Below are 18,578 nucleotides of genomic sequence, written 5' to 3' on the forward strand. Positions count from 1 at the left end.
AATAGAGGCGTGACCCAGACACGGACAAGGCTCGAGCGCGGCCGAAGCGCTCTTGGCCCGGCACTGGCACTCGTCCACACCGGCCGCGCACCCACCCGCGCCGTGCTCACCTCCGAACTCGGGGTGACCCGGGCGACCGCGGGCGCCGTCGCCGCCGAGTTGGAGGCGCTCGGCCTGATCCAGGTCGACTCGAGGCCGCTCGGGGCCGCCGGGGCACAGGGCCGTCCCTCGCACCGGCTGTCGATCGCGCCGCACGGGCCGGTCGCGCTCGCCGCCCAGGTGCACGCCGACGGCTTCCGCGCGGCGCTGGTCGGGCTCGGCGGGCAGACCGTGGCCACCGCGCCCGGCTGTATGACGGTGCCCGCGGACCCGGCGCATGTGATCGACGCGGTCGTCGAGGCCGGTGCCCTGCTGCTGCGGGAGACCGGCCGCCGCTGTGTGGGCGCGGGGCTCGCCGTCCCGTCCGCGGTCGCCGAACCGGAGGGCACCGCCCTGAACCCGCTGCACGTCGCCTGGCCCGCGGGCGCCCCCGTGCGCGAGCTGTTCAACCGCAGCCTGGCCGCGGCCGGGATCCGCGGCGACGACGGCGGGCCGGTCACCGGCTTCGCGGGCAATGACGTCAACCTGGCCGCGCTCGCCGAACACCGCCATGGCGCGGGCGGTGGCGCCCAGCACCTGCTCTGCGTCGCCACCGGGCACCGGGGCGTCGGCGGCGCGCTGGTGCTCGACGGACGGCTGCACACGGGCAGCGCGGGGCTCGCCCTCGAGGTGGGCCATCTGACCGTCAACCCCGAGGGCCCGCCCTGCCACTGCGGCAGCCGTGGCTGTCTGGACATCGAGGCCGATCCGCTCGCCTTCCTCACGGCGGCCGGGCGCGAACCGGGCCCGGAGGTGTCCCTGCTGCAGCAGGCCCGCGATCTGCTGCGCGAGGAGTACGCCACGGCGCCGTCCGTAAGGGCGGCCACCGAGCAGCTCATCGACCGTCTCGGCCTCGGACTCGCCGGTCTGGTGAACATCCTCAACCCGGACCGCATCATCCTCGGCGGGCTGCACCGCGAACTCCTGGAGGCCGACCCGGAGCGGCTGCGCGCGGTGGTGGCCGAGCGCAGCCTGTGGGGCCGGAGCGGGGGCGTGCCGATTCTGCCGTGCACGCTGGACCACAACAGCCTGGTCGGAGCGGCGGAGCTGGCGTGGCAGCCGGTGCTGGACGATCCGCTGGCGGCGCTGTCGGCCGTCTGAACCGTCAGCCCGTGGCCGAGGGTGGCTGCCAGAACCCGCAGCGGTGATCGGCCGCGAAACCGGTGGTGGGCGCGGTCCGGTCCGGTGCCAGCACCTGGGCGCGGTCGCGGTCGGGGGTGTACCGCGGCCAGCGGGGCGCGCCCGGCCCGTTGGGGTCACCGGTGGCGGCGAACCGCGCCCAGTAGCCGGTCATCGTGGCGGACAGCCTCCGCTGGGCCGGGTTCAGCGGGGGTACGGCGTCCATGGGGAACAGATAGGCCAGTTCCGAGGCGTGGAAGGCGCCCTGGGGGGTGTGCGGCGCCGGGATGAACGGGGGCGCCTGGGGATCGTTGAACTCATACGCGTAGACGGGCGCCCGGCCGCTGTACAGACGGCTGTCCGCGCGCGCCGGACAGGCGAACTTCTGGTCGGTGTTGACGGCCGAATAGGCCAGGTTCGGGGAGGGGTAGGAGGCGGCCGGATACATGGCGAGGACGGCCGCCGCCTCGGCGGGATACCGCGCCGCGATCTCGGCGGCGTACCGCTCGGGGGTGAGTGGGCCGCCGCCCAGCAGATCCATGGACAGCGCCGTGAAGTAGCGGTACTCGTCGTGGGTGGATCCGCTCAGGGTCGGGACCGCGTTCACCCGGCCCGTGGCCCATGCCGTGCGTGGCGACGCCGGGAGGACGCGCGGCCCGGTGTTGCCCGACCACAGGGGCAGCGCCCCGGGGACGGTGCGGATGAGCCGGGTGGTGGGCACGGCGCGCAGGCAGGAGGACGCGGCCTGTGGGTCGGCGCAGCCGAGGGAGGCCGCGAGGACCTGACCGCGCCTCTCGGCCTCGGCCAGGGAGAGCGGTGCGGACGCCTTCGGCAGACAGCTTCCGCTCTGCTGAACGGCCCGGTGGAACAGGCCCTTCGCGGTCGGGGAGGCGATATGCAGACAGGTGTCCACGGACCCGGCGGACTGACCGCCGAGTGTGACCCGGTTCCGGTCACCGCCGAACGCGCCGACGTCGCGTCGCACCCAGCGCAGCGCGGCCTGCTGGTCCATCAGACCGTAGTCCCCCGAGGCACGGTCCGCGCTCTCCGCCGACAGGGCGGGATGGGCGAGGAACCCCAGCGCTCCGAGGCGGTAGTTGACCGTGACCACGACCATTCCCCGCGCGGCGAGCGCGGCGCCGTCGTAGTCGCTTCCGGCGCCGTAGGCGTTGCCACCGCCGTGCAGCCACACCAGTACCGGCAGAGGGCCGCGCACCGCGCGGGCGGGAGGCGTCCACACGTTCAGGTAGAGGCAGTCCTCCGAGGTGCTGCCGGTCCGGTTGGAGTCGCCGGGCAGCACGGGCCCGCCGTCCGGGAGCAGGGTCAGCGGCGACTGCGCGCACGGACTGGCCGGTGCGGTGGCGTCCCGTATGCCCCGCCATGACGCGGCCGGCCGGGGCGGGCGCCAGCGCAGGGCCCCCGTCGGCGGAGCCGCGAAGGGAATGCCCTGGAAGACCCGGCCGCCGTCCTCCCCGAGCACGCCGCGCACCGAGCCGTGCGTAGTACGGACGACGAGAGAAGAGGAGTGGCCGGGGCCGGTGCGGGGGTCGGCCGGGGCCGCCACGACCCCCGGCGGAGCCATCGCCGACAGCGGCAGGGCGGCCAGGGCGACGGCGACGCGTAACACGGTGCGTAACACGGTGCGGGATCTCATACGGTCTCCTTGTGGGTCCTTGACGTTCATGACTGGTTGTTGATGAACCCGATCGCCAGGGCACCCCACCAGCCGAGTTGGGAGACGGCCGCCAAGATGCCCCCGCACATCAGCAGGCCCCGTGCCGACCCCGGCTCGCTCCGTCCGGCCAGCCGTCGGTGCAGGTCCCGCGCGTGCACCCCGTTGAGCGCCACCACCAGCACCAGCGCCAGCTTGACCCGGGTGAGCGGATCGGCCGGATCGGGGTGGAGCAGCACACCGCTCACCACCAGCCCGGCCAGCCCCGCCCACACCGGTGTGTGCAATGGCTCCGTGAAGTCCAGCAGTTGGCCCAGGGTCCGCCGGCCCAGCAGCCACAGGACCCCGTAGTAGTCGATGGTCAGCACCGCGCCCATGCCGAGGACCAGGGCCCCCAGATGTGCGAACAGCGCGGCGGTGCGCAGTGTGGCGCCCGCCTCGATCCGCGAGGCCACCCACACACTGGCCCCCCATCCGAGGCAGATGAGGGCGTCGGCGGCGCCCAGCGCCCACCCCGACACCGGTCCGCGGATCCTCTTCGGGTTCATGGGAGCCGGGTCCATGGGAGCCCCCCTCGGCGGTGGTGATCGGTGGGGCGGGCACCTCGCCCGCCCCACGGGTTCATCGGGGACGGGATCAGTCCTTGGCGATCCAGCCGACCATGATCCCCATTACGTCGTCGTGGGTGTGGCCCTCGATCTCGTACCTGCCGGTGACCTGGAGGACGTCGCCTTTGCGAATCGTTCCCAGGGGTCACCGCCGCAGGGCGGCATGTCCGAGATCTCGGCATGGCCATGGGGATCGATGAATTCGGGGCTGCCGCCCTCTTCCGCCACGACATTGCACAGGAGTTTTCCGGTGGTGAGGTTCTCGGTCCGTACGGAGTGCCCGCCGTGGTGGACATGACCCCGCATGTGCACAAGCTTTCCGGAGACGGTCGAGCGCCAGCGCCGGGACTTTTCGCTGACACCTTCCGGCGCGTCCCAGACGCTGCCGAGACAACTGCCGGCGTCCATCCAGATCGGCGTGACCGGGGTGAGCTGTGAGCCGTCGGCGAACTCATGGGTGTAGGTGATGGAAATGTAGACCTTCTTTTCCTCGGGCACATGGTTCATGAGGTCGTAGAGCATGTTCCACCGTTCGCCCCGAACGACCTTCACGCCGTACCCCGGCGGCAGTTTGGTTTCCACCCGTTCATTACCGGAGGCGAAAACCCGCTGCGGGCCCTTGCATACGACGTCGGACCTCTTGTGGGTGCCCAGCACCGCGTGGTGCAGCATCGGCCCGGTGTTGACGTTGGCGTTCGACCCGTCCGCGTAGACGAGATTGGGCTTGAAGCCCGTGACGAAGCAGTTTTCACATGGCTTCTGGACGTTCCACTCGATACGGTTGCGGGTTTCACCGTGATCGTCGTGCCCGCTGGCGGCGGGAATGGTGAAAGGCCCGTACCGTACCGTCGTGGTCTGCGGGTTTCGGGTCTGCCGCACGGATGAGTTGGTCTCCTGTGCGGCGGCGGGCGCCGGGCCGGTGGCCGTGATACCCAGTGCGGCGCCGACCACCGAGGCCATACCAATGGCACCGGCGGTTAAGGGATGTTTTCGCGAAGACACGGTTTCCTCTCTTCTTCAAGGGAAGTCCGAGTGGAGTGCTGTGTCAGGTGACCGCTCACCCTGACGAATGCGGGGCGGTTTCGCCGAGATGGCCCTGCCCCGGTTCACCGCAGAGTGGAGTCCGGCCTCGCACATGTCAACGCATCCGCAGAGCGGATGAAAACAGCTTTTCTCTCGCCGAGTTACTGACCAGGTCTTTTCATGGGCGCCCAGGTGATGACCGCCGGTCCGGGACCGGCGACTTCACCGATTGGTGAGCCCGGCGAACAGGTGGTGCATCAAGGTGAGCCACCCGTCGTGGTCCGGGCCCTCGACGCTCAACGCGGTCAGCACGTCCATGCCGATGGACACGCACAACATCAGACGCGCACAGGCCGCGGCGTCCAGCTCGGAGGAGAACGACCCGTCCCGCTGGGCGAGGGTGACCAGATCCGTCAGACGGCTCTCGACCCTGCCCAGGGCGGTATGGACCCTGCGGGCGACTTCGGCGTCCCGCCGTGCGGCCGCGAGGGCTTCACTGACCAGGGGTGCCCACATCCGCAGCCGGGTACCGGAGGAATCCGTTGTGATCAATCGCAGTACCTCGGCGGGGGAGGCACCGCGGTCCAGCGCCTGGCCGAGCCTGTGCGACGTGGACGCCAGGCCGTAGTCGACCGCCTCGGCGAGGAGTTCGGCCTTGTTGCGGAAGTTGCCGTAGATGGCTCCGGTCGAAAGCCCGGCACGGCGGGCTATGTCCTGCACCCGGGCTCGGTCATAACCCCGCTCGGCGAATTCCTCGGCCGCCGCCTCGATCAGCCGGTCACGGATCTGGGCACCGGACGGGCGGGAGAGGGAATCGGGCTCGGGCACGGACCCAGGGTAGCTGCGTCAGGTGGCAGGGCTGTGGAAGAATAATCATTATTCTCGCCCAGGCGTCGAGCCGGGAGGCCCGCGTCCATGACGTACGGCACCGAGCACCTCTTCATCGGCAGACAGACCGAGCGCCGTCGGCTCGCGGAGCGGGCCGGGGAATGCCGCCGCGCACACGGCGGTGCCCTGCTGCTCACCGGAGACCCGGGCATCGGCAAGACCGCGCTGCTCCGGCACGCGTCGCGGCTCCTGTCCGACTTCCGCGCCCTCCGTGCCGACGGAGTCCGTACGGAGGAGACCCTGCCCTACGGAGTGGTGCAGCGGCTGGTCCGGCCGCTGGCCACCGGTCTCCGGCGGCTCCCGGCGGCATCGCGGCAGACCCTGGAGCGGGTGTTGCGCGGGCAACTCCCCCCGGCCCGGGAGCGATTGCCCGTGGCGATCGCGGTGCTGGGGCTGCTGGCCGGGGAAGGCGCCCGAGGACCCGTGCTGCTCTGCGTCGACGACCTCCAGTGGACCGATCTCGAATCCCGGTTCGCCCTTGGCTTCGTGGCCCGTCGCATCAGCACCGAGCGCGTGCTGATCCTGGCCGCGACGGACGGCGAGGCGTCAGCGGCCATGCCCGGGGTGCCGGTGCTGCACCTCACCGGGCTGGGCGACCCCGACTGCCTGCGGCTGATCGCCGCCCACCGGACCTCGCCAGTGGCGCCTGCCGTGCGCGAGGTGCTCGTCCATGTGGCGGGCGGCAACCCCCTGGTCCTGGGCGAGCTGTTACGGACCCTGACCCCCGCCCAGCTGAGCCAGCCCTCCCAACTGCCCGATCCGCTGCCGCTGGGGCCTTTGGCCCTGAGCATTCGGCTCTCCCGGTTCCGCCGGCTGCCCGACGACTGCCGGCGGCTGCTGCTGCTCCTGGCCGCCGAGCCCCGTATGGACCCCTCCGCCCTCCTCCGCATCGCCCGGCAGGCGGGGATCGACCCGGCGGCCCTGGCCCCGGCCGAGGCCGCGGGGCTGGTGAGCTGGTCGACCACGACGGTCTCCTTCCGGCGGACCGAGGTGCGCCGGGCGATCCTCTGCCACGGCGCCCATCCGGCCGAACGGCAGTGGGCGCACGAGCTGCTGGCGCGCGCGTTCGCCGACACCGGTGACTATCGGCGCAGTTGGCACGAGGCGGCGCTGCTGTCGCCCCCGGACACCGGCCCGGCGGACCAGCCGGCCGGTGGACCGGCCGCGGAACTCGCCGATGAACTGGAGAGCCAGGCCGCCGCGGCCCGGCAGCGGGGCCAACTGGCCCATGCCGCGGCTCTGATGGAACGCTCGGCCAGGCTCACCCGCGAGGACGGCCGCAGGGCGAGCCGGTTGATCACCGCGGCCGACAGCACCGGACAGGCGGGGCGGCCGCGGCGCGCCGCCCGGCTCCTGGAGCGCGCGGAGCCGCTGGTCGGCGCCGACCGACCGGTCCTTCGAGGGCGTATCGCCTATCTCCGGGGCATGCTCGACCTCCACCACGCCACGGCGACCGACGCCTACGACCGGCTGCTGACCGCCGCCGATCTGCTCGCCGACGACGATCCCCGCCTCGCGGTCAAGGCGCTCGCCGCCGCGGGAGAGGCGGGCCTCTACGCGGGCGACGCGGACCTGTCCGTGCGAGCCGGCCGCCGTGCGCTGGCCATCCTCGACAGCTCAGCGGAACGCGGCCATCCCGCGACCCGATTCACCGGCGATCTGCTCCTCGGGGTCGCCGAGTCGCTTCAGGGGCGGCTGCCCGGAGCGGTGGCCCGGCTGCGCGGGCGCCTGGACGTGGCCGGGCAGGTGGACGATCCGCTGCTGCTCATCTGGGCCGCCCACGGTGCGCTGTTCGCCGCGGACGACGTCCGGGCCCGCGCGCTCGCCGCCCGTGCGGTGTCGCTGGCGCGCGCGGCGGGTGACGCCCTCACGACGGCCCACGCCATGCAGTACCTTGCCTACCCCGAATGCTGGCTGAACGGACCCGGCACCGCGACGCTCACCGCCACCGAGGCGTTACGGCTGGCGCGCGAGGCGGGTCAGGTCAACTGCGCGCGCAACTGCATGGGAATGCTGATGCTGGCCGCCGGGCTCGCGGGGGACACCGAGACCTGCGAGCAGTACGCCGATCGCGTCGTCGACGATGCCGCGGAACACGGACTGGGACTCGCGTCCGCCCTCGGCCTGTGGGGTCTGGCCCAGCTCGACCTCGCCTCCGGGAAGTGGGCCGAGGCGGCGGACAAGCTGCGCCGGCTCACCCGGACGGGGCTCGGGCACCCCGGTATCGCGGTCGAGGCGGTGCCCACCTTTGTGGAAGCCGCCGTCAGGGCGGGCCACCGGTCCCGCGCGGAGCGGGCCGCGGCGGCCTTCGCCCTGTGGGCGGAGGCCATCGGCCGGGACCGTCCGGCCGCGCTGGCGGCCCGCTGCCGCGCGCTTCTGGAACCCCACGACCCCGAGCCGCACTTCAGGCACGCCCTTCGGCTGCACCGCACCGGCGACCGGGAGCTCGAGCGCGCCCGTACGGCCCTGCTCTACGGCGAATACCTCAGCCGGGAGCGGCGGCGCAAGGACGCCCGGGTTCACCTCCGGGAGGCCGCGGAGACCTTCAGGAGGCACCGGGCCCGGCTGTGGCTCGACCGGGCCCGGTCCGAGTTGCGGGCCAGCGGTGAGGACTGGGGCACTGCCGAGGACCGGGACCCCGGCCGGGGCGGAGTGACGGAAACGCTGACCGCGCGGCAGCACGAGATCGTCGCGCTGGTGGCGGCGGGCGCGACCAACAAGGAGGTGGCCGCCCGCCTCTGTCTGAGCCCCCGTACCGTCGACTACCACCTGCGCCGGATCTTCGCTCAGTTGGGGCTGACCTCGCGTGCCGATCTGATCCGCCGCTTCACCGCCGGGCCGAAGCCCCCTTAGCCGTGCGAAACCCATGACGGGCGTGGCCGACGCCCGTACGCACGGGCGTCGCCGACGCCCATACGCACGGCCGTCACCACTGCCGTCCCGTGGGCAGCGCGTCCAGGCCGGGTGCGGACAGATGGAGCACCTGGTAGCGGTCGCCGGGTTCCGAGGGCGGTGCCGACTCCTCCCAGAGCGTGAAGTGGATCAGCTCCCAGCCGCGCGGGTCGATGCCGAGGGCCGTGGTGTGGACACCGTCCTTACGGGCGCGCTCGGCCAGCCGCGCCAGTGCGCCCTCGACGGCGGAGGCGGGATCGGCGGCCGGGACCGGCTCGGCGTGACGGGTGGCGGCGCGCGGCACGGTGCCCGCGGCGGGGCCCCGCTCGAAGCCGAGCCCCTGCCAGTGCTCGACCGGAGGCCTGCCGAAGTCCCGGACGACGCCCTGGAATCCGGGGCCCCACAGAAAGCGGTTCATGGCCTCTGGCGCGGTCCACAGATAGAACGGGGCGTACTGATGGACCGGCGAGCCGTCCACACCGTGCTCCCGGATGCCGTACGCCTTGAGGCCCAGCCCCGAGAAGTCGTCGAGCAGTGGCCCCTTCGTCTCCACCCGATGCCGGATGATCTTCATGTCGTAGTCGGCGGGCAGGGTGATCCGGTACTGCATGGCGAGCATCGGTGAACTCCTGTCGGCGGGGCGTGCGTTCGCGTGCGTGTTCGTTCTCGGCTCCTGTGATCGTACACACTAGTAGGTACAGAGCGAGGCCGGGCCGGTGCGCGTACTCCCCGGGAGGTACCGGAACTGTCGTCGGCCGTACGACGACCGGGGCACCGCAAGGGAGTGATCCTCGGGAGTGGCCACGAGACGAGGGCCATGAGAAATACACTCCCGAGGAGCGCGATCACCATGAACACCCTGGCGCACGGCTTCGCCGACGGCGATGGCCCCGGACCGTGGATTCTGCTCGTCCCGCTGATGTGGGCGCTGGTCGTCGGCGGCGCGGTCTTCGTGCTGCGGCGCGCCGGATGGCGCGGACGCGCCCCCTGGCGGCACGGCCCCGGCCCCGTGGACTTCGGCGAGCGATCGCCGATCGCGGTGCTGGGCCGTCGCTTCGCGGCCGGTGAGATCGACGAGGACGAGTACTGGCGCCGACTGTCGGTCCTGGACGAGCAGTTCGGCCGCCATACGACGAAGGGCGGGGCCCTCTGACGGCGGAGGCCGGGGCGGTACGGGCCGCCGGATGTATCCGGGCTGTCCCGCCTCGCCGGAGGCGGGACGCTCCGCGTGCTCAGCGGGAGGCTGCCGACCGGGCGGCCGCGGGGGCCCGCTCGCGCACCGCGGGCGCCGGGGCGGCGGCAGCGGCCGGTGCCGGGGCGGGAGCGGCAACAGCGGGGGCGGGCGCCGCGGCGACGGGTTCGGGGGCCACGGGCGCGGGCGTCGGTGCCGGGGTGACAGGCGCCGGTGCCGGGGCGGGTGCGGGTGCGGGGCCGGTGAGGGGCACGGTGGGCACCGGCGCCGGACGGGAGGCGTCCGTGCGAAGGGGCGGCGCGGTGCGGCCCGTCCCGTGCGAGGCGAAGGGCGGCTTGGCGGTGGCGGTGGGCCGCGGTACGGCCAGCGTGAACCAGACGACCTTCCCGCCGCCGTCGTCCCGCGCGTGCATCCCCCAGCTCTGGCTGACGGCCGCGACCAGCGCGAGCCCCCTGCCATGGGTGGCGAAGGGATCGCACGCCTGAACGCGAGGCAGTCGCGGATCCTGGTCGCGGACCGAAACGGTCAGCCGGTCCAGCATGAGAGCGATCTCCACCGTGCACTGCTTGTCCGGCTCGGCGTGCCGATGGACATTGGTGAGCAGTTCGGTGACGCCGAGCGCCGCCGGGTCGATGAGCGGATCCAGATGCCAGTAGCGCAACTGCGCCGACACGATTCTGCGGACCTGTCCGATCCGCGACGGCAGGGCCTGCAGCTCCACCGTGCAATGCCTGCTAGGACGACTGATCACGGCTGCGACTCCCTGAAGACGTGGGGCTAGCCTGATTCAGATGCGGGCGACGAACACGTTCAGCAGTGGTGGCTGCTGGGCGCGACCGGTGGGACGGTTCTCAGCGTCACCGCTTGTTGACCCTCAGTGATACTGATACTCGTCCAGGGTCGGTCCCCCCGCGCGCACGCGCAACTCGGCCGCCTCACCTCTTCGAGGCATGCCCCCGGGCGGACCGGACGGCGTCGAGGAAGCGGCTGGCGGCGCCCGAGCCGGACTTGGCCGAGGTGGACTTGGCGTCCTGTGAGCCGAGGGTGAGGCGGTAACGGGTGCCGTTGACGGTGGCCATGGCCTGGTCCCCGTCCACGAACCAGGGCTTGCTCGCACGCACCGACTGCACGGGCGCGCTGTCGATCTCGCTGCCGTAACTGGTCAGCAACTGCAGCCTGCCGTCCTTGATCATGACCTGTCCGGCGCGGGTGACCGAGCGCAGGAATCGCTCGATCCGCACTCCCCTGGCGTTGAACTCCGTATCGGCCATCACAACCGCCTCCCCGATGGCTCCGACTGGCACTGTGCCGACGCCTCTCATTTTCCCTGTTGCGCAGTGTGCCCGTGACCGGCCCCGGACACCAGGGCGCACTGGGGGACAATGAGGATCGAAACGGCATGAGTATGCCACCTGGGCTCGGCATGAGGCACAAGCGGCTGGGCTCGGCATGAGGCACAAGCAGGAGGAGTGGGCGTTGGGCGGCACGGCGCGCGGGAGTATCGAGACGATCGACGTGGACCGCAGCGACCACGGCTACCGCGAGTGGCTGAAGGAAGCCGTCCGTAAGGTGCAGGCCGATGCCCAGCGGTCCGCGGACACCCATCTGCTGAGCTTCCCGCTGCCCGAGCGCTGGGGGATCGACCTCTACCTCAAGGACGAGTCCACCCACCCCACGGGAAGTCTCAAGCACCGCCTGGCACGCTCGCTGTTCCTCTATGGGCTGTGCAACGGCTGGATCCGGCCGGGCAAGCCCGTGATCGAGGCGTCCAGTGGTTCGACCGCCGTATCCGAGGCGTACTTCGCCAAGCTGATCGGGGTGCCCTTCATCGCGGTGATGCCCCGCACGACCAGCCGGGAGAAGTGCCGCCTGATCGAATTCCATGGCGGTCAGTGCCATTTCGTGGACGACCCGCGGACGATGTACGAGGAGTCCGCCGCCCTCGCGGCGGAATCCGGGGGTCACTACATGGACCAGTTCACCTACGCCGAGCGGGCCACCGACTGGCGCGGCAACAACAACATCGCCGAGTCGATCTATCAGCAGCTGCGTCTGGAGCGCTATCCCGAACCGGCATGGGTCGTGTCCACGGCGGGCACCGGCGGCACCTCGGCGACCATCGCCCGCTATGTCCACTACATGCAGTACGACACCCGGGTGTGCGTCGCCGACCCGGAGAACTCCTGTTTCTTCGACGGCTGGGTCCACCACGACGCCCACGCCTCCAGCGACCACGGCTCACGCATCGAGGGCATCGGCCGCCCCCGGATGGAGCCCAGCTTCGTACCGGGCGCGATCGACCGGATGATGAAGGTCCCGGACGCGGCGAGCGTCGCGGCCGTGCGCGCCCTGGAGCGGGCCATCGGCCGTAAGGCGGGCGGCTCCACCGGGACCGGGCTGTGGAGCGCGCTGCGGATCGTGGCTGAGATGGTCGCCGCGGGGCGGACCGGGAGCGTGGTGACGCTGCTGTGCGATCCGGGGGAGCGGTATCTGGACAAGTACTACTCGGACGCGTGGCTCGAGGAGCAGGGGCTGGACATCGAGCCATATGTGAAGACGCTCGACATCTTCCTCACCACGGGCAACTGGACGGACTGACTGACTGCCCTCCGCCCGTACGGCCGCCACGCGCGTACGGCCGCCGTCATGCCCTTACGGTCGCCACCTCGCCCGGACGGCCGTCGTCAGGCCGCCGCCACCATCCGGTCCAGGTTCCGCACCGCCTGGTGGAACGCGCGCCGCAGACCCGGCCGCATCGCCCGTACGGCACCGCGCAGCACCGCCGTGCCGTCCACCGCGAAGACATAGCGCACCACGGTCCCGCCGTCCGAGGGCCGCAGCGTCCACTCCTCCAGCAGTGCCCGCAGCCCCGGTGCGTTGGTCTCGTCGACGCGGTAGGCGTAGCGCTCATGCGGATCCGCCGCCATGACCGTCTCGCGGAAGAGGGTGCCGCCCATGAGGCGGATCTCCCTGCCCTTGCCGCCGTCCGTGGAGCGGGCGTCCTTCACCTGCCGGAACCACCGCGGCCAGCCCTCGACATCGGTGAACGCCTCGAACACCGCCTCCGGAGCGGCCGAGATCTTGGCGACGAAGACGAGCCGAACCGGGGCGGTCTCGGCGTACTCCAGCCCGACGGAACGCAACCGGTGTGTCATGGCCACACGATAACTGCCGGGGTGTCAGATGTCTGCGGTGCGGACCGGCTCGCCCGCCACCACCAGCTCCGGCAGATACTCGGAGATCTCCGCCCGCGCATCCTCCGGCAGCCCCGGGTCCGTGACCAGCGCGTCCACCTGGTCCAGCGAGGCGAAGGAACTCAGTCCCACCGTGCCCCACTTGGTGTGGTCCGCGACCACCACCACCCGCCGCGCGGCCCTGACGAAGTGGCGGTTGGTCTCCGCCTCGGCGAGATTCGGCGTCGACAGACCCGCCTCCACCGATATCCCGTGCACCCCGAGGAAGAGCACATCGAAGTGGAGCGAGCGCACCGCCGCGTCCGCGACCGGCCCCACCAGCGTGTCCGACGGCGTCCGCACCCCGCCGGTGAGCACGACGGTGGCCGCACCCGGGCGCGGGCCCACCCCGCCGAGCGCCGCCGACCGCTGGGCGTTGTAGAACACGTCGGCCACCCGGACCGAGTTCGTGACCACCGTCAGATCGGGCACCTCCAGCAGCTGCTGGGCCAGCGCGAAGGCCGTGGTGCCCCCGGCCAGGGCGATCGCGGTGCCCGGCGTGGCCATCGCGGCCGCCGCCTTGGCGATGTCCTCCTTGGCGCTCAGCTCGAGGCCCGACTTGGCCTCGAACCCGGGCTCGTACGTGCTCGCCTCGGCCACCGGCACGGCCCCGCCGTGCACCTTCTCCACCACGCCCAGCCTGGCCAGCGCGTCGAGATCGCGACGAACCGTCATGTCCGAGACATTGAGCTTGCGCGTCAGCTCGTTGACCCGCACCCCGCCGCGCCGCCTGACCTCATCGAGAATCAGGGCACGCCGCTGCTCCGCGAGCAGGTTCTGGTTGTCGCTCACCCTGCCACGTCTCCCTCCGGCCGGCCCTCGTCGCCCGCGCGTTCATCTTCGCATGAGGCGAGGACAGCCGAGCGCCGGTGCACCCAGGGTTACGATTTCGCCACGCCCGCCGTGTCAGGGTCGGGGAAGGTGGCCGATGGGCACAATCCTGGAGCCAGAACGACCGCACCACACCGGATCGGGGGACACGGTGCCATCGACCATGCGTACGGACACACCGGCCGAGGCGTCGGAACAGGCGATGACAGCCCGCAAGGGCGGGGCGCCACCACCCGATCTCGAACTCCTCGTGCACGGCGTGGGCGGCACCACCCCCGAGGAGATGCTGGGCGATCCGCGCACCAGCCTGGTCACCGGCGACGAGACCGCGGCGGTCTACCGCAGGGCGGACGACATCGACGCCGAGCAGCGCCCGCCGGAGGACCGCGAGGGCCCGGACCGCGACGGCCCGATCCGCGAGGCGTACGTCTGGTGCAACCTCACCTCGGGCAACAGCTCCCGCGCCCTGTGGCTGCTTTTACTGCCGTTCATGGTCGCCAACCTCGCCCACTGGATGCGGCCCCCGGCCGACCGGCGCGAGCGGACCGTGCGCACCTATGGCCTGCTCGTCCGGCTCGTGGCGCTCACCCTGACCGTGCTGCTGATCGCCGGGGCCTGCGAGGTGGCCCTGGACCTGGTCGCCTGGCAGTGCGCCGGTTCGGCCGACTGCGCCGGGGGCAAGTCCTGGCTCGGCTTCCTGTCCCCGGAGAACCACGGCTGGTGGAGCCAGCCCGGCCGCAGGCTCGCGCTCGCCGCGGTGCTGCCCGGCGCGCTCACCGGACTGCTGTGGTACCTGTCCAACCGCACCTGGAGCGCGTACGAGGCCTCCCCGCCGCTGGAGCGCCCCGTCGACGAGTCGGCCCCCGAGGCGGGCAACCGCCCCGCGCTGTGCCTGCCCGGCTTCTGGTACGGCCGCAGGATCGTCGCGCGGCTGCGCGCCGCGCACACCGCCGCGGGCTTCCTCACCATCGCGGCGGGCCTGACCCTGCCCACCACCACCTATGACCGCGAACCGGGCGGCAGCGGGCTGCAGGACACCGCGGGCTGGACGCTGCTGACACTGCTCTGCGCGGGCGCGGTCACCGTGGTGGCCGTGGTGTGCCACCGCGGACGCAGCGAGTCCAAGGTCGACGGGGAGCTGGACCGCCTCACCATCACCGCGCTGCCCGGCGCGGCCCTTGCGGTGCTGGCCCTCTCCGTCCTGTACGCCGGCTGGTCCCGCCCCGGCTGGGTCTCCACCGACCAGCTGCCGGGCAACGAGGCGTTCTGCGCCATCGCCATCGGGGAGGGCGCGCTGATCGTGACCATGGCGGTGTGCGCCCTGGTCCTGCACCGGGCCGCGCCCGGCCGCACCCCGTTGTACGGGCTCGCCGGGCCCGCCGTCGCCGTGCTCGCCTGCGGGCTCGGCGCGGTGCTGGCGGGCGGGGTCGCCCAGCGCTTCGCCGACTGGCTGGACGGCGGTGGCACCCCGGGTGAGGGGCCGGGGATAGCGCCGCCGGTGCTGCTGACCTGGCTGGCCACGGCCATCCCCGCGCTGCTGCTGGTCCTGGTCGTCCTGCTGGTGATCTTCACCGTAAGGGTGTGGCGGGTGCGCAACCGGCTGCTGCCGACCATCATGGACGGCTATCCGGGGGAGCGGCCCGACGCCGTACGGACCCGGCGGATCGCGGGCACCATCGCCCGCGCGGGCCTCACGGACTCCGCCCCCTGGATCGTCGGCCCCGTCGCGCTGCTCACCCTGTTGTTCGGCGCCCTGGCCGTCACCGCGGCCTGGGTCACCCACGAGGTGCCGGGGCGGGCCGCCGACGGCGCGCCCGGGGCCGTGGACGCCGCCGCCCAGACCGCGCAGGCGCTGGGCTCCTGGCTGATGGGGCTGGCCTTCCTGATGCTGGTCACCTGGGCCCGCCGCGCCTACCGCAGCCCCTCCGCCCGCCGCACCATCGGCATCCTGTGGGACGTGGGCACCTTCTGGCCGCGCGCCGCCCACCCCTTCGCGCCGCCGTGCTACGCCGAGCGGGCGGTGCCCGATCTCACCTGGCGGATGGAGACCTGGACCCGCCGGCACGGCGGCCGGCTGGTCATCTCCGGCCACTCCCAGGGCAGTGTGCTGGCCGCCGCCGCGGTCTGGCAGGTGGACCCCCGCACCCGCGGCCAGGTCGCGCTGCTCACCTACGGCTCACCGCTGGAGCGGCTCTACGGGCGCTGGTTCCCCGCCTACTTCGGGCCCGCCCAGCTGCTCTCGCTCCACGGCGAGGTGCGCTGCTGGCGCAATCTGTGGCGCTACACCGACCCGATCGGCGGCCCCATCAAGCTGCCCGACGGCAGTGGGCCCGAGGTCGACTGCGGCGCGCTCAAGGACCCGCTGGCCTACGGCCGTACCACCGAACACCCGCTGCCCGCGCCGATCCTGGGGCACGGCGACTACCAGGCCGACCCCGTCTTCGACCGGGAGCGGGCCGGGCTGCTGGCCCGGCTCCCGGAGCAGACGCCGCCACCGGCGGCGGAGGCGGCCGCCGGTCAGATGAGCTCCGGCAGGTCCTCGGGGTAGAGCAGCGTGAGGTCGTCCGTGGTCGGGTCGCTCAGCTGGGCGACCCGGCCCGCATGCCGCTCCACCATGGCCTCGAAGGTCTGCCGGGCGGTGCGCCCGTTGCCGAACGCCGGGCCCTTGGGGAGCGCCGTGAAGTACTTGAGCAGCCCCTCCGACGCCCCCTCGCCGATCCGGTACTCATGCTCCTCGGCCTGCTGCTCCACGATCCGCAGCAGCTCCTCCGGGCTGTAGTCGCCGAAGGTGATGGTGCGCGAGAAACGGGAGGCCACACCGGGGTTGACGGACAGGAAGCGCTCCATCTCCGCCGTATACCCCGCGACGATGACCACGACCGAGTCCCGGTGGTCCTCCATCAGCTTGACCAGCGTGTCTATGGCCTCGCGGCCGAAGTCCCGGCCGGAGTCCTCCGGCGAGAGGGCGTACGCCTCGTCGATGAACAGCACTCCGCCGCGCGCCCGGTCGAACGCCTCCTGGGTGCGGATGGCCGTGGAGCCGATGTGCTCACCGACCAGGTCCACCCGGGAGACCTCCACCAGATGGCCGCGCTCCAGCACCCCGAGGGAGGCCAGGATCTCCCCGTAGAGCCGGGCCACCGTCGTCTTACCGGTGCCGGGGGAGCCGGTGAAGACCAGATGGCGGCGGACGGAGGCGGCCTTGAGCCCGGCCTCCTGACGCCGCCGGCCCACCTCGATCATGTCGGTGAGGGCCCGCACCTCGCGCTTGACGCTCTCCAGCCCGACCAGTGTGTCCAGTTCGCCCAGCACCGCCGTGGACGGGCGGACGGCGACCGGGGGCTCGGCGGCGGGCGCGGAGGTCTGGGCGGCTCGCTGCGCCGGGACGCCGCCCAGCAGCCCGCCCGTCGAGGCGGTCTCCACGGCGGGCGCGGTGACCAGGGGTTCGCCCGGCGCGCCCGGGGAGCCCAGGGCCGTGGTGGCGCTCTCGTCGCTGGAGCAGTCCTCGACGATCGGCCCCGCCTCGGAGAACTCGTAGCCCCCGCGCGCACAGCGCTCCGTACGGCACCGGGTCAGGGTGGTGCGGCAGCCGTCGATGATGTGGAAGCCATAGCCCCCGCTGCCGGTCACCCGGCAGCCGGTGAAGGTGCCGCGGCCCTCGGCGGAGACGTAGAACCCGGCCTCCGTCGGCCCGGAGACCGTGGTGCGCTCGACCGTCGGATCGGCGCCCTTGGTGACGATCACTCCGGTGGCCGCGCCGTCTATGGTGCAGTTGGCGAGCGTGCCGCCGCTGCCGTGGTCGCGGAACCAGGCCCCGGTGGCCGCCTCCCGGATGCGGCAGTCGTCCAGCTGGACGATGGCCCCGTCGCTGACCGAGACCGCGGTGGAGCGCACCTGGGACAGATCGCTGTCGACCACATCGACCCGCGACCCCCGGTCCAGGACGAACAGCGCGTCCGGCACCTCGCGCACCCGGCACGAGTCGAGCACCGCGGTCGCCCCGTCGCTCACCCACACCGCCGGATAGTCGCCGGTGCTCTCGTGCAGCTCGCACTGGTTGGCGTCCACCCGGGTACCCGGGTCCCACACCGACAGGCCGTTGCGCCCGAACCGGCGCACCGTGGAGCGGGTCAGCGTCAGCACCGAACGCGACCTCAGGTCGATCGCGTTCTCCGGGACGTCATGGATCTCGCAGTCGGCGAGCGTGAGCACCGCGTCCGTGTCCAGGTTGACCCCGTCGGCCGTCGTGCGGTGCACCCGGCAGTCGGTCAGATTCCCGGTCGCACGCCCGGAGACCTGCACCCCGGCGCCCCGGATCTCGTACACCTCACAGCCGACGGCCTCCAGCGAGGTGCCCTCGCCGGTCAGCGAGAAGCCCGCCCCGGACGCGTGGTGCACCCGGCAGCGGTCCAGGCGCGGACGGGCGCCGCCGCGCACCGCCACCCCGGACTGCCCGGCGGCCACCACCTCGCACTCCTCGAACACCCCGCCCGCGCCGTCCAGCACGCTGAGCCCGACGCCCGCGGGGTTGTCCACGGTGCACCGCCGCACGGTCGGGCGGGCGCCGCCGCGCACCTCGATGCCGACCGCCGAGCGCGTGGCCACTCGTACGTCGGTCAGCTCCGGGGTGCCGTCCTCGATCAGCAGCGCGGGGGCGGCCGAGTCCTGGCCCTCTACATGCAGATCCTGGACCACGGCGGAGGCCCGTACCGTCAGCGCGACTCCGTCCACCGGCGCGATCCGCACCGAACCGCGTGCCGAGCCCTCGGGCCCGCGCAGGGTGACGGCCCGGCCCACCACCAGATTCTCGCGGTAGGTGCCGGGCGAGATGGAGAGCACATCACCGTCCCCGGCGGCCTCCAGGGCCGCCGTGAGGGAGGCGTACTCTCCGGTGCGGCGCCGCCACCGCGACGTTCCGCTGTGCGTCACCTGGACGACCGAGCCCTGTGCCATGGTGCTGCTGTGCCCCCACCTCGTGCGTT

General features: G+C 72.6%; 14 protein-coding genes and 1 pseudogene. 5 read left to right on the top strand and 10 right to left on the bottom strand.

The window, feature by feature from the left end; all coding sequences use genetic code 11:
- Positions 1-9 precede the first annotated feature (9 nt).
- The gene (locus tag J2Z30_RS41470; protein WP_044579182.1) at positions 10-1,239 is read left to right on the top strand and encodes an ROK family protein; all 1,230 of its coding nucleotides are present in this window, start codon (positions 10-12) and stop codon (positions 1,237-1,239) included.
- A gap of 4 nt (positions 1,240-1,243) precedes the next feature.
- Here J2Z30_RS41470 and J2Z30_RS41475 read toward each other — a convergent pair whose 3' ends face one another.
- From J2Z30_RS41475 to J2Z30_RS41490, 4 genes are all read right to left on the bottom strand, one after another.
- On the bottom strand, positions 1,244-2,911 hold the full coding sequence (locus tag J2Z30_RS41475; RefSeq protein WP_044579183.1) for a carboxylesterase/lipase family protein: 1,668 nt from the start codon (positions 2,909-2,911) through the stop codon (positions 1,244-1,246).
- 26 nt (positions 2,912-2,937) lie between these two features.
- Positions 2,938-3,477 carry a hypothetical protein gene (locus J2Z30_RS41480; protein ID WP_209469057.1) on the bottom strand — a complete coding sequence of 180 codons (540 nt, stop codon included), beginning with the start codon at positions 3,475-3,477 and terminating at the stop codon, positions 2,938-2,940.
- A gap of 123 nt (positions 3,478-3,600) precedes the next feature.
- Positions 3,601-4,497 carry a hypothetical protein gene (locus J2Z30_RS41485; RefSeq protein WP_044579184.1) on the bottom strand — a complete coding sequence of 299 codons (897 nt, stop codon included), beginning with the start codon at positions 4,495-4,497 and terminating at the stop codon, positions 3,601-3,603.
- 285 nt (positions 4,498-4,782) lie between these two features.
- Positions 4,783-5,388: a TetR/AcrR family transcriptional regulator gene (locus J2Z30_RS41490; RefSeq protein WP_052701749.1), complete on the bottom strand. Its 606-nt coding sequence runs from the start codon at positions 5,386-5,388 to the stop codon at positions 4,783-4,785.
- Between the two features lie 87 nt (positions 5,389-5,475).
- On the opposite strand from J2Z30_RS41490, the gene J2Z30_RS41495 reads away from it, so the two are divergent.
- The gene (locus J2Z30_RS41495; protein WP_052701751.1) at positions 5,476-8,301 is read left to right on the top strand and encodes a helix-turn-helix transcriptional regulator; all 2,826 of its coding nucleotides are present in this window, start codon (positions 5,476-5,478) and stop codon (positions 8,299-8,301) included.
- Between the two features lie 73 nt (positions 8,302-8,374).
- On the opposite strand, the gene J2Z30_RS41500 is transcribed toward J2Z30_RS41495, so the two are convergent.
- Entirely contained in the window at positions 8,375-8,959 is a 585-nt protein-coding gene (locus tag J2Z30_RS41500; protein ID WP_044579185.1) for a DUF4865 family protein, read from the bottom strand.
- A 231-nt stretch (positions 8,960-9,190) separates the two neighbouring features.
- Between J2Z30_RS41500 and J2Z30_RS41505 the strand changes: the two genes are divergently transcribed.
- Complete coding sequence (locus tag J2Z30_RS41505; protein ID WP_044579186.1) at positions 9,191-9,493, top strand: SHOCT domain-containing protein; 303 nt, start codon at positions 9,191-9,193, stop codon at positions 9,491-9,493.
- Positions 9,494-9,779: 286 nt separating this feature from the next.
- Here the strand turns inward: J2Z30_RS41505 and J2Z30_RS50280 are convergent.
- Both J2Z30_RS50280 and J2Z30_RS41515 read right to left on the bottom strand, forming a co-directional pair.
- Positions 9,780-10,283 (bottom strand): annotated as a pseudogene (locus tag J2Z30_RS50280) (ATP-binding protein); the annotation flags it as partial.
- Positions 10,284-10,467: 184 nt separating this feature from the next.
- Positions 10,468-10,803: a hypothetical protein gene (locus J2Z30_RS41515; protein ID WP_020873483.1), complete on the bottom strand. Its 336-nt coding sequence runs from the start codon at positions 10,801-10,803 to the stop codon at positions 10,468-10,470.
- Between the two features lie 178 nt (positions 10,804-10,981).
- On the opposite strand from J2Z30_RS41515, the gene J2Z30_RS41520 reads away from it, so the two are divergent.
- A complete protein-coding gene (locus J2Z30_RS41520; protein ID WP_044579190.1) occupies positions 10,982-12,130 on the top strand; it encodes a PLP-dependent cysteine synthase family protein in 1,149 nt (382 codons plus the stop codon).
- Positions 12,131-12,216: 86 nt separating this feature from the next.
- On the opposite strand, the gene J2Z30_RS41525 is transcribed toward J2Z30_RS41520, so the two are convergent.
- Both J2Z30_RS41525 and J2Z30_RS41530 read right to left on the bottom strand, forming a co-directional pair.
- On the bottom strand, positions 12,217-12,687 hold the full coding sequence (locus tag J2Z30_RS41525; protein WP_044579191.1) for an SRPBCC family protein: 471 nt from the start codon (positions 12,685-12,687) through the stop codon (positions 12,217-12,219).
- A 24-nt stretch (positions 12,688-12,711) separates the two neighbouring features.
- On the bottom strand, positions 12,712-13,557 hold the full coding sequence (locus J2Z30_RS41530; RefSeq protein WP_044579192.1) for a DeoR/GlpR family DNA-binding transcription regulator: 846 nt from the start codon (positions 13,555-13,557) through the stop codon (positions 12,712-12,714).
- A gap of 202 nt (positions 13,558-13,759) precedes the next feature.
- Here J2Z30_RS41530 and J2Z30_RS41535 point away from each other — a divergent pair, with 202 nt between their 5' ends.
- Positions 13,760-16,144, top strand: coding sequence for a hypothetical protein (locus J2Z30_RS41535; protein ID WP_372453394.1), 2,385 nt, complete (start codon positions 13,760-13,762; stop codon positions 16,142-16,144).
- On the opposite strand, the gene J2Z30_RS41540 is transcribed toward J2Z30_RS41535, so the two are convergent.
- Positions 16,114-18,549, bottom strand: a complete 2,436-nt coding sequence (locus J2Z30_RS41540) for a right-handed parallel beta-helix repeat-containing protein (RefSeq protein WP_044579194.1) — start codon at positions 18,547-18,549, stop codon at positions 16,114-16,116. The genes J2Z30_RS41535 and J2Z30_RS41540 overlap by 31 nt on opposite strands.
- Positions 18,550-18,578 lie beyond the last annotated feature (29 nt).

The sequence above is a fragment of the Streptomyces iranensis genome, from assembly GCF_017874715.1.
Lineage (GTDB): Bacteria > Actinomycetota > Actinomycetes > Streptomycetales > Streptomycetaceae > Streptomyces > Streptomyces iranensis.

Excerpts from the sequence above, each read along its gene's own strand:
- J2Z30_RS41475 (WP_044579183.1), bottom strand. The coding sequence starts at position 2,911 with ATGAGATCCCGCACCGTGTTACGCACCGTGTTACGCGTCGCCGTCGCC.
- J2Z30_RS41480 (WP_209469057.1), bottom strand. The coding sequence starts at position 3,477 with ATGAACCCGAAGAGGATCCGCGGACCGGTGTCGGGGTGGGCGCTGGGC.
- J2Z30_RS41485 (WP_044579184.1), bottom strand. The coding sequence starts at position 4,497 with ATGGCCTCGGTGGTCGGCGCCGCACTGGGTATCACGGCCACCGGCCCG.
- J2Z30_RS41495 (WP_052701751.1), top strand. The coding sequence starts at position 5,476 with ATGACGTACGGCACCGAGCACCTCTTCATCGGCAGACAGACCGAGCGC.
- J2Z30_RS41500 (WP_044579185.1), bottom strand. The coding sequence starts at position 8,959 with ATGCTCGCCATGCAGTACCGGATCACCCTGCCCGCCGACTACGACATG.
- J2Z30_RS41505 (WP_044579186.1), top strand. The coding sequence starts at position 9,191 with ATGAACACCCTGGCGCACGGCTTCGCCGACGGCGATGGCCCCGGACCG.
- J2Z30_RS41515 (WP_020873483.1), bottom strand. The coding sequence starts at position 10,803 with ATGGCCGATACGGAGTTCAACGCCAGGGGAGTGCGGATCGAGCGATTC.
- J2Z30_RS41520 (WP_044579190.1), top strand. The coding sequence starts at position 10,982 with ATGAGGCACAAGCAGGAGGAGTGGGCGTTGGGCGGCACGGCGCGCGGG.
- J2Z30_RS41525 (WP_044579191.1), bottom strand. The coding sequence starts at position 12,687 with ATGACACACCGGTTGCGTTCCGTCGGGCTGGAGTACGCCGAGACCGCC.
- J2Z30_RS41535 (WP_372453394.1), top strand. The coding sequence starts at position 13,760 with ATGCGTACGGACACACCGGCCGAGGCGTCGGAACAGGCGATGACAGCC.
- J2Z30_RS41540 (WP_044579194.1), bottom strand. The coding sequence starts at position 18,549 with ATGGCACAGGGCTCGGTCGTCCAGGTGACGCACAGCGGAACGTCGCGG.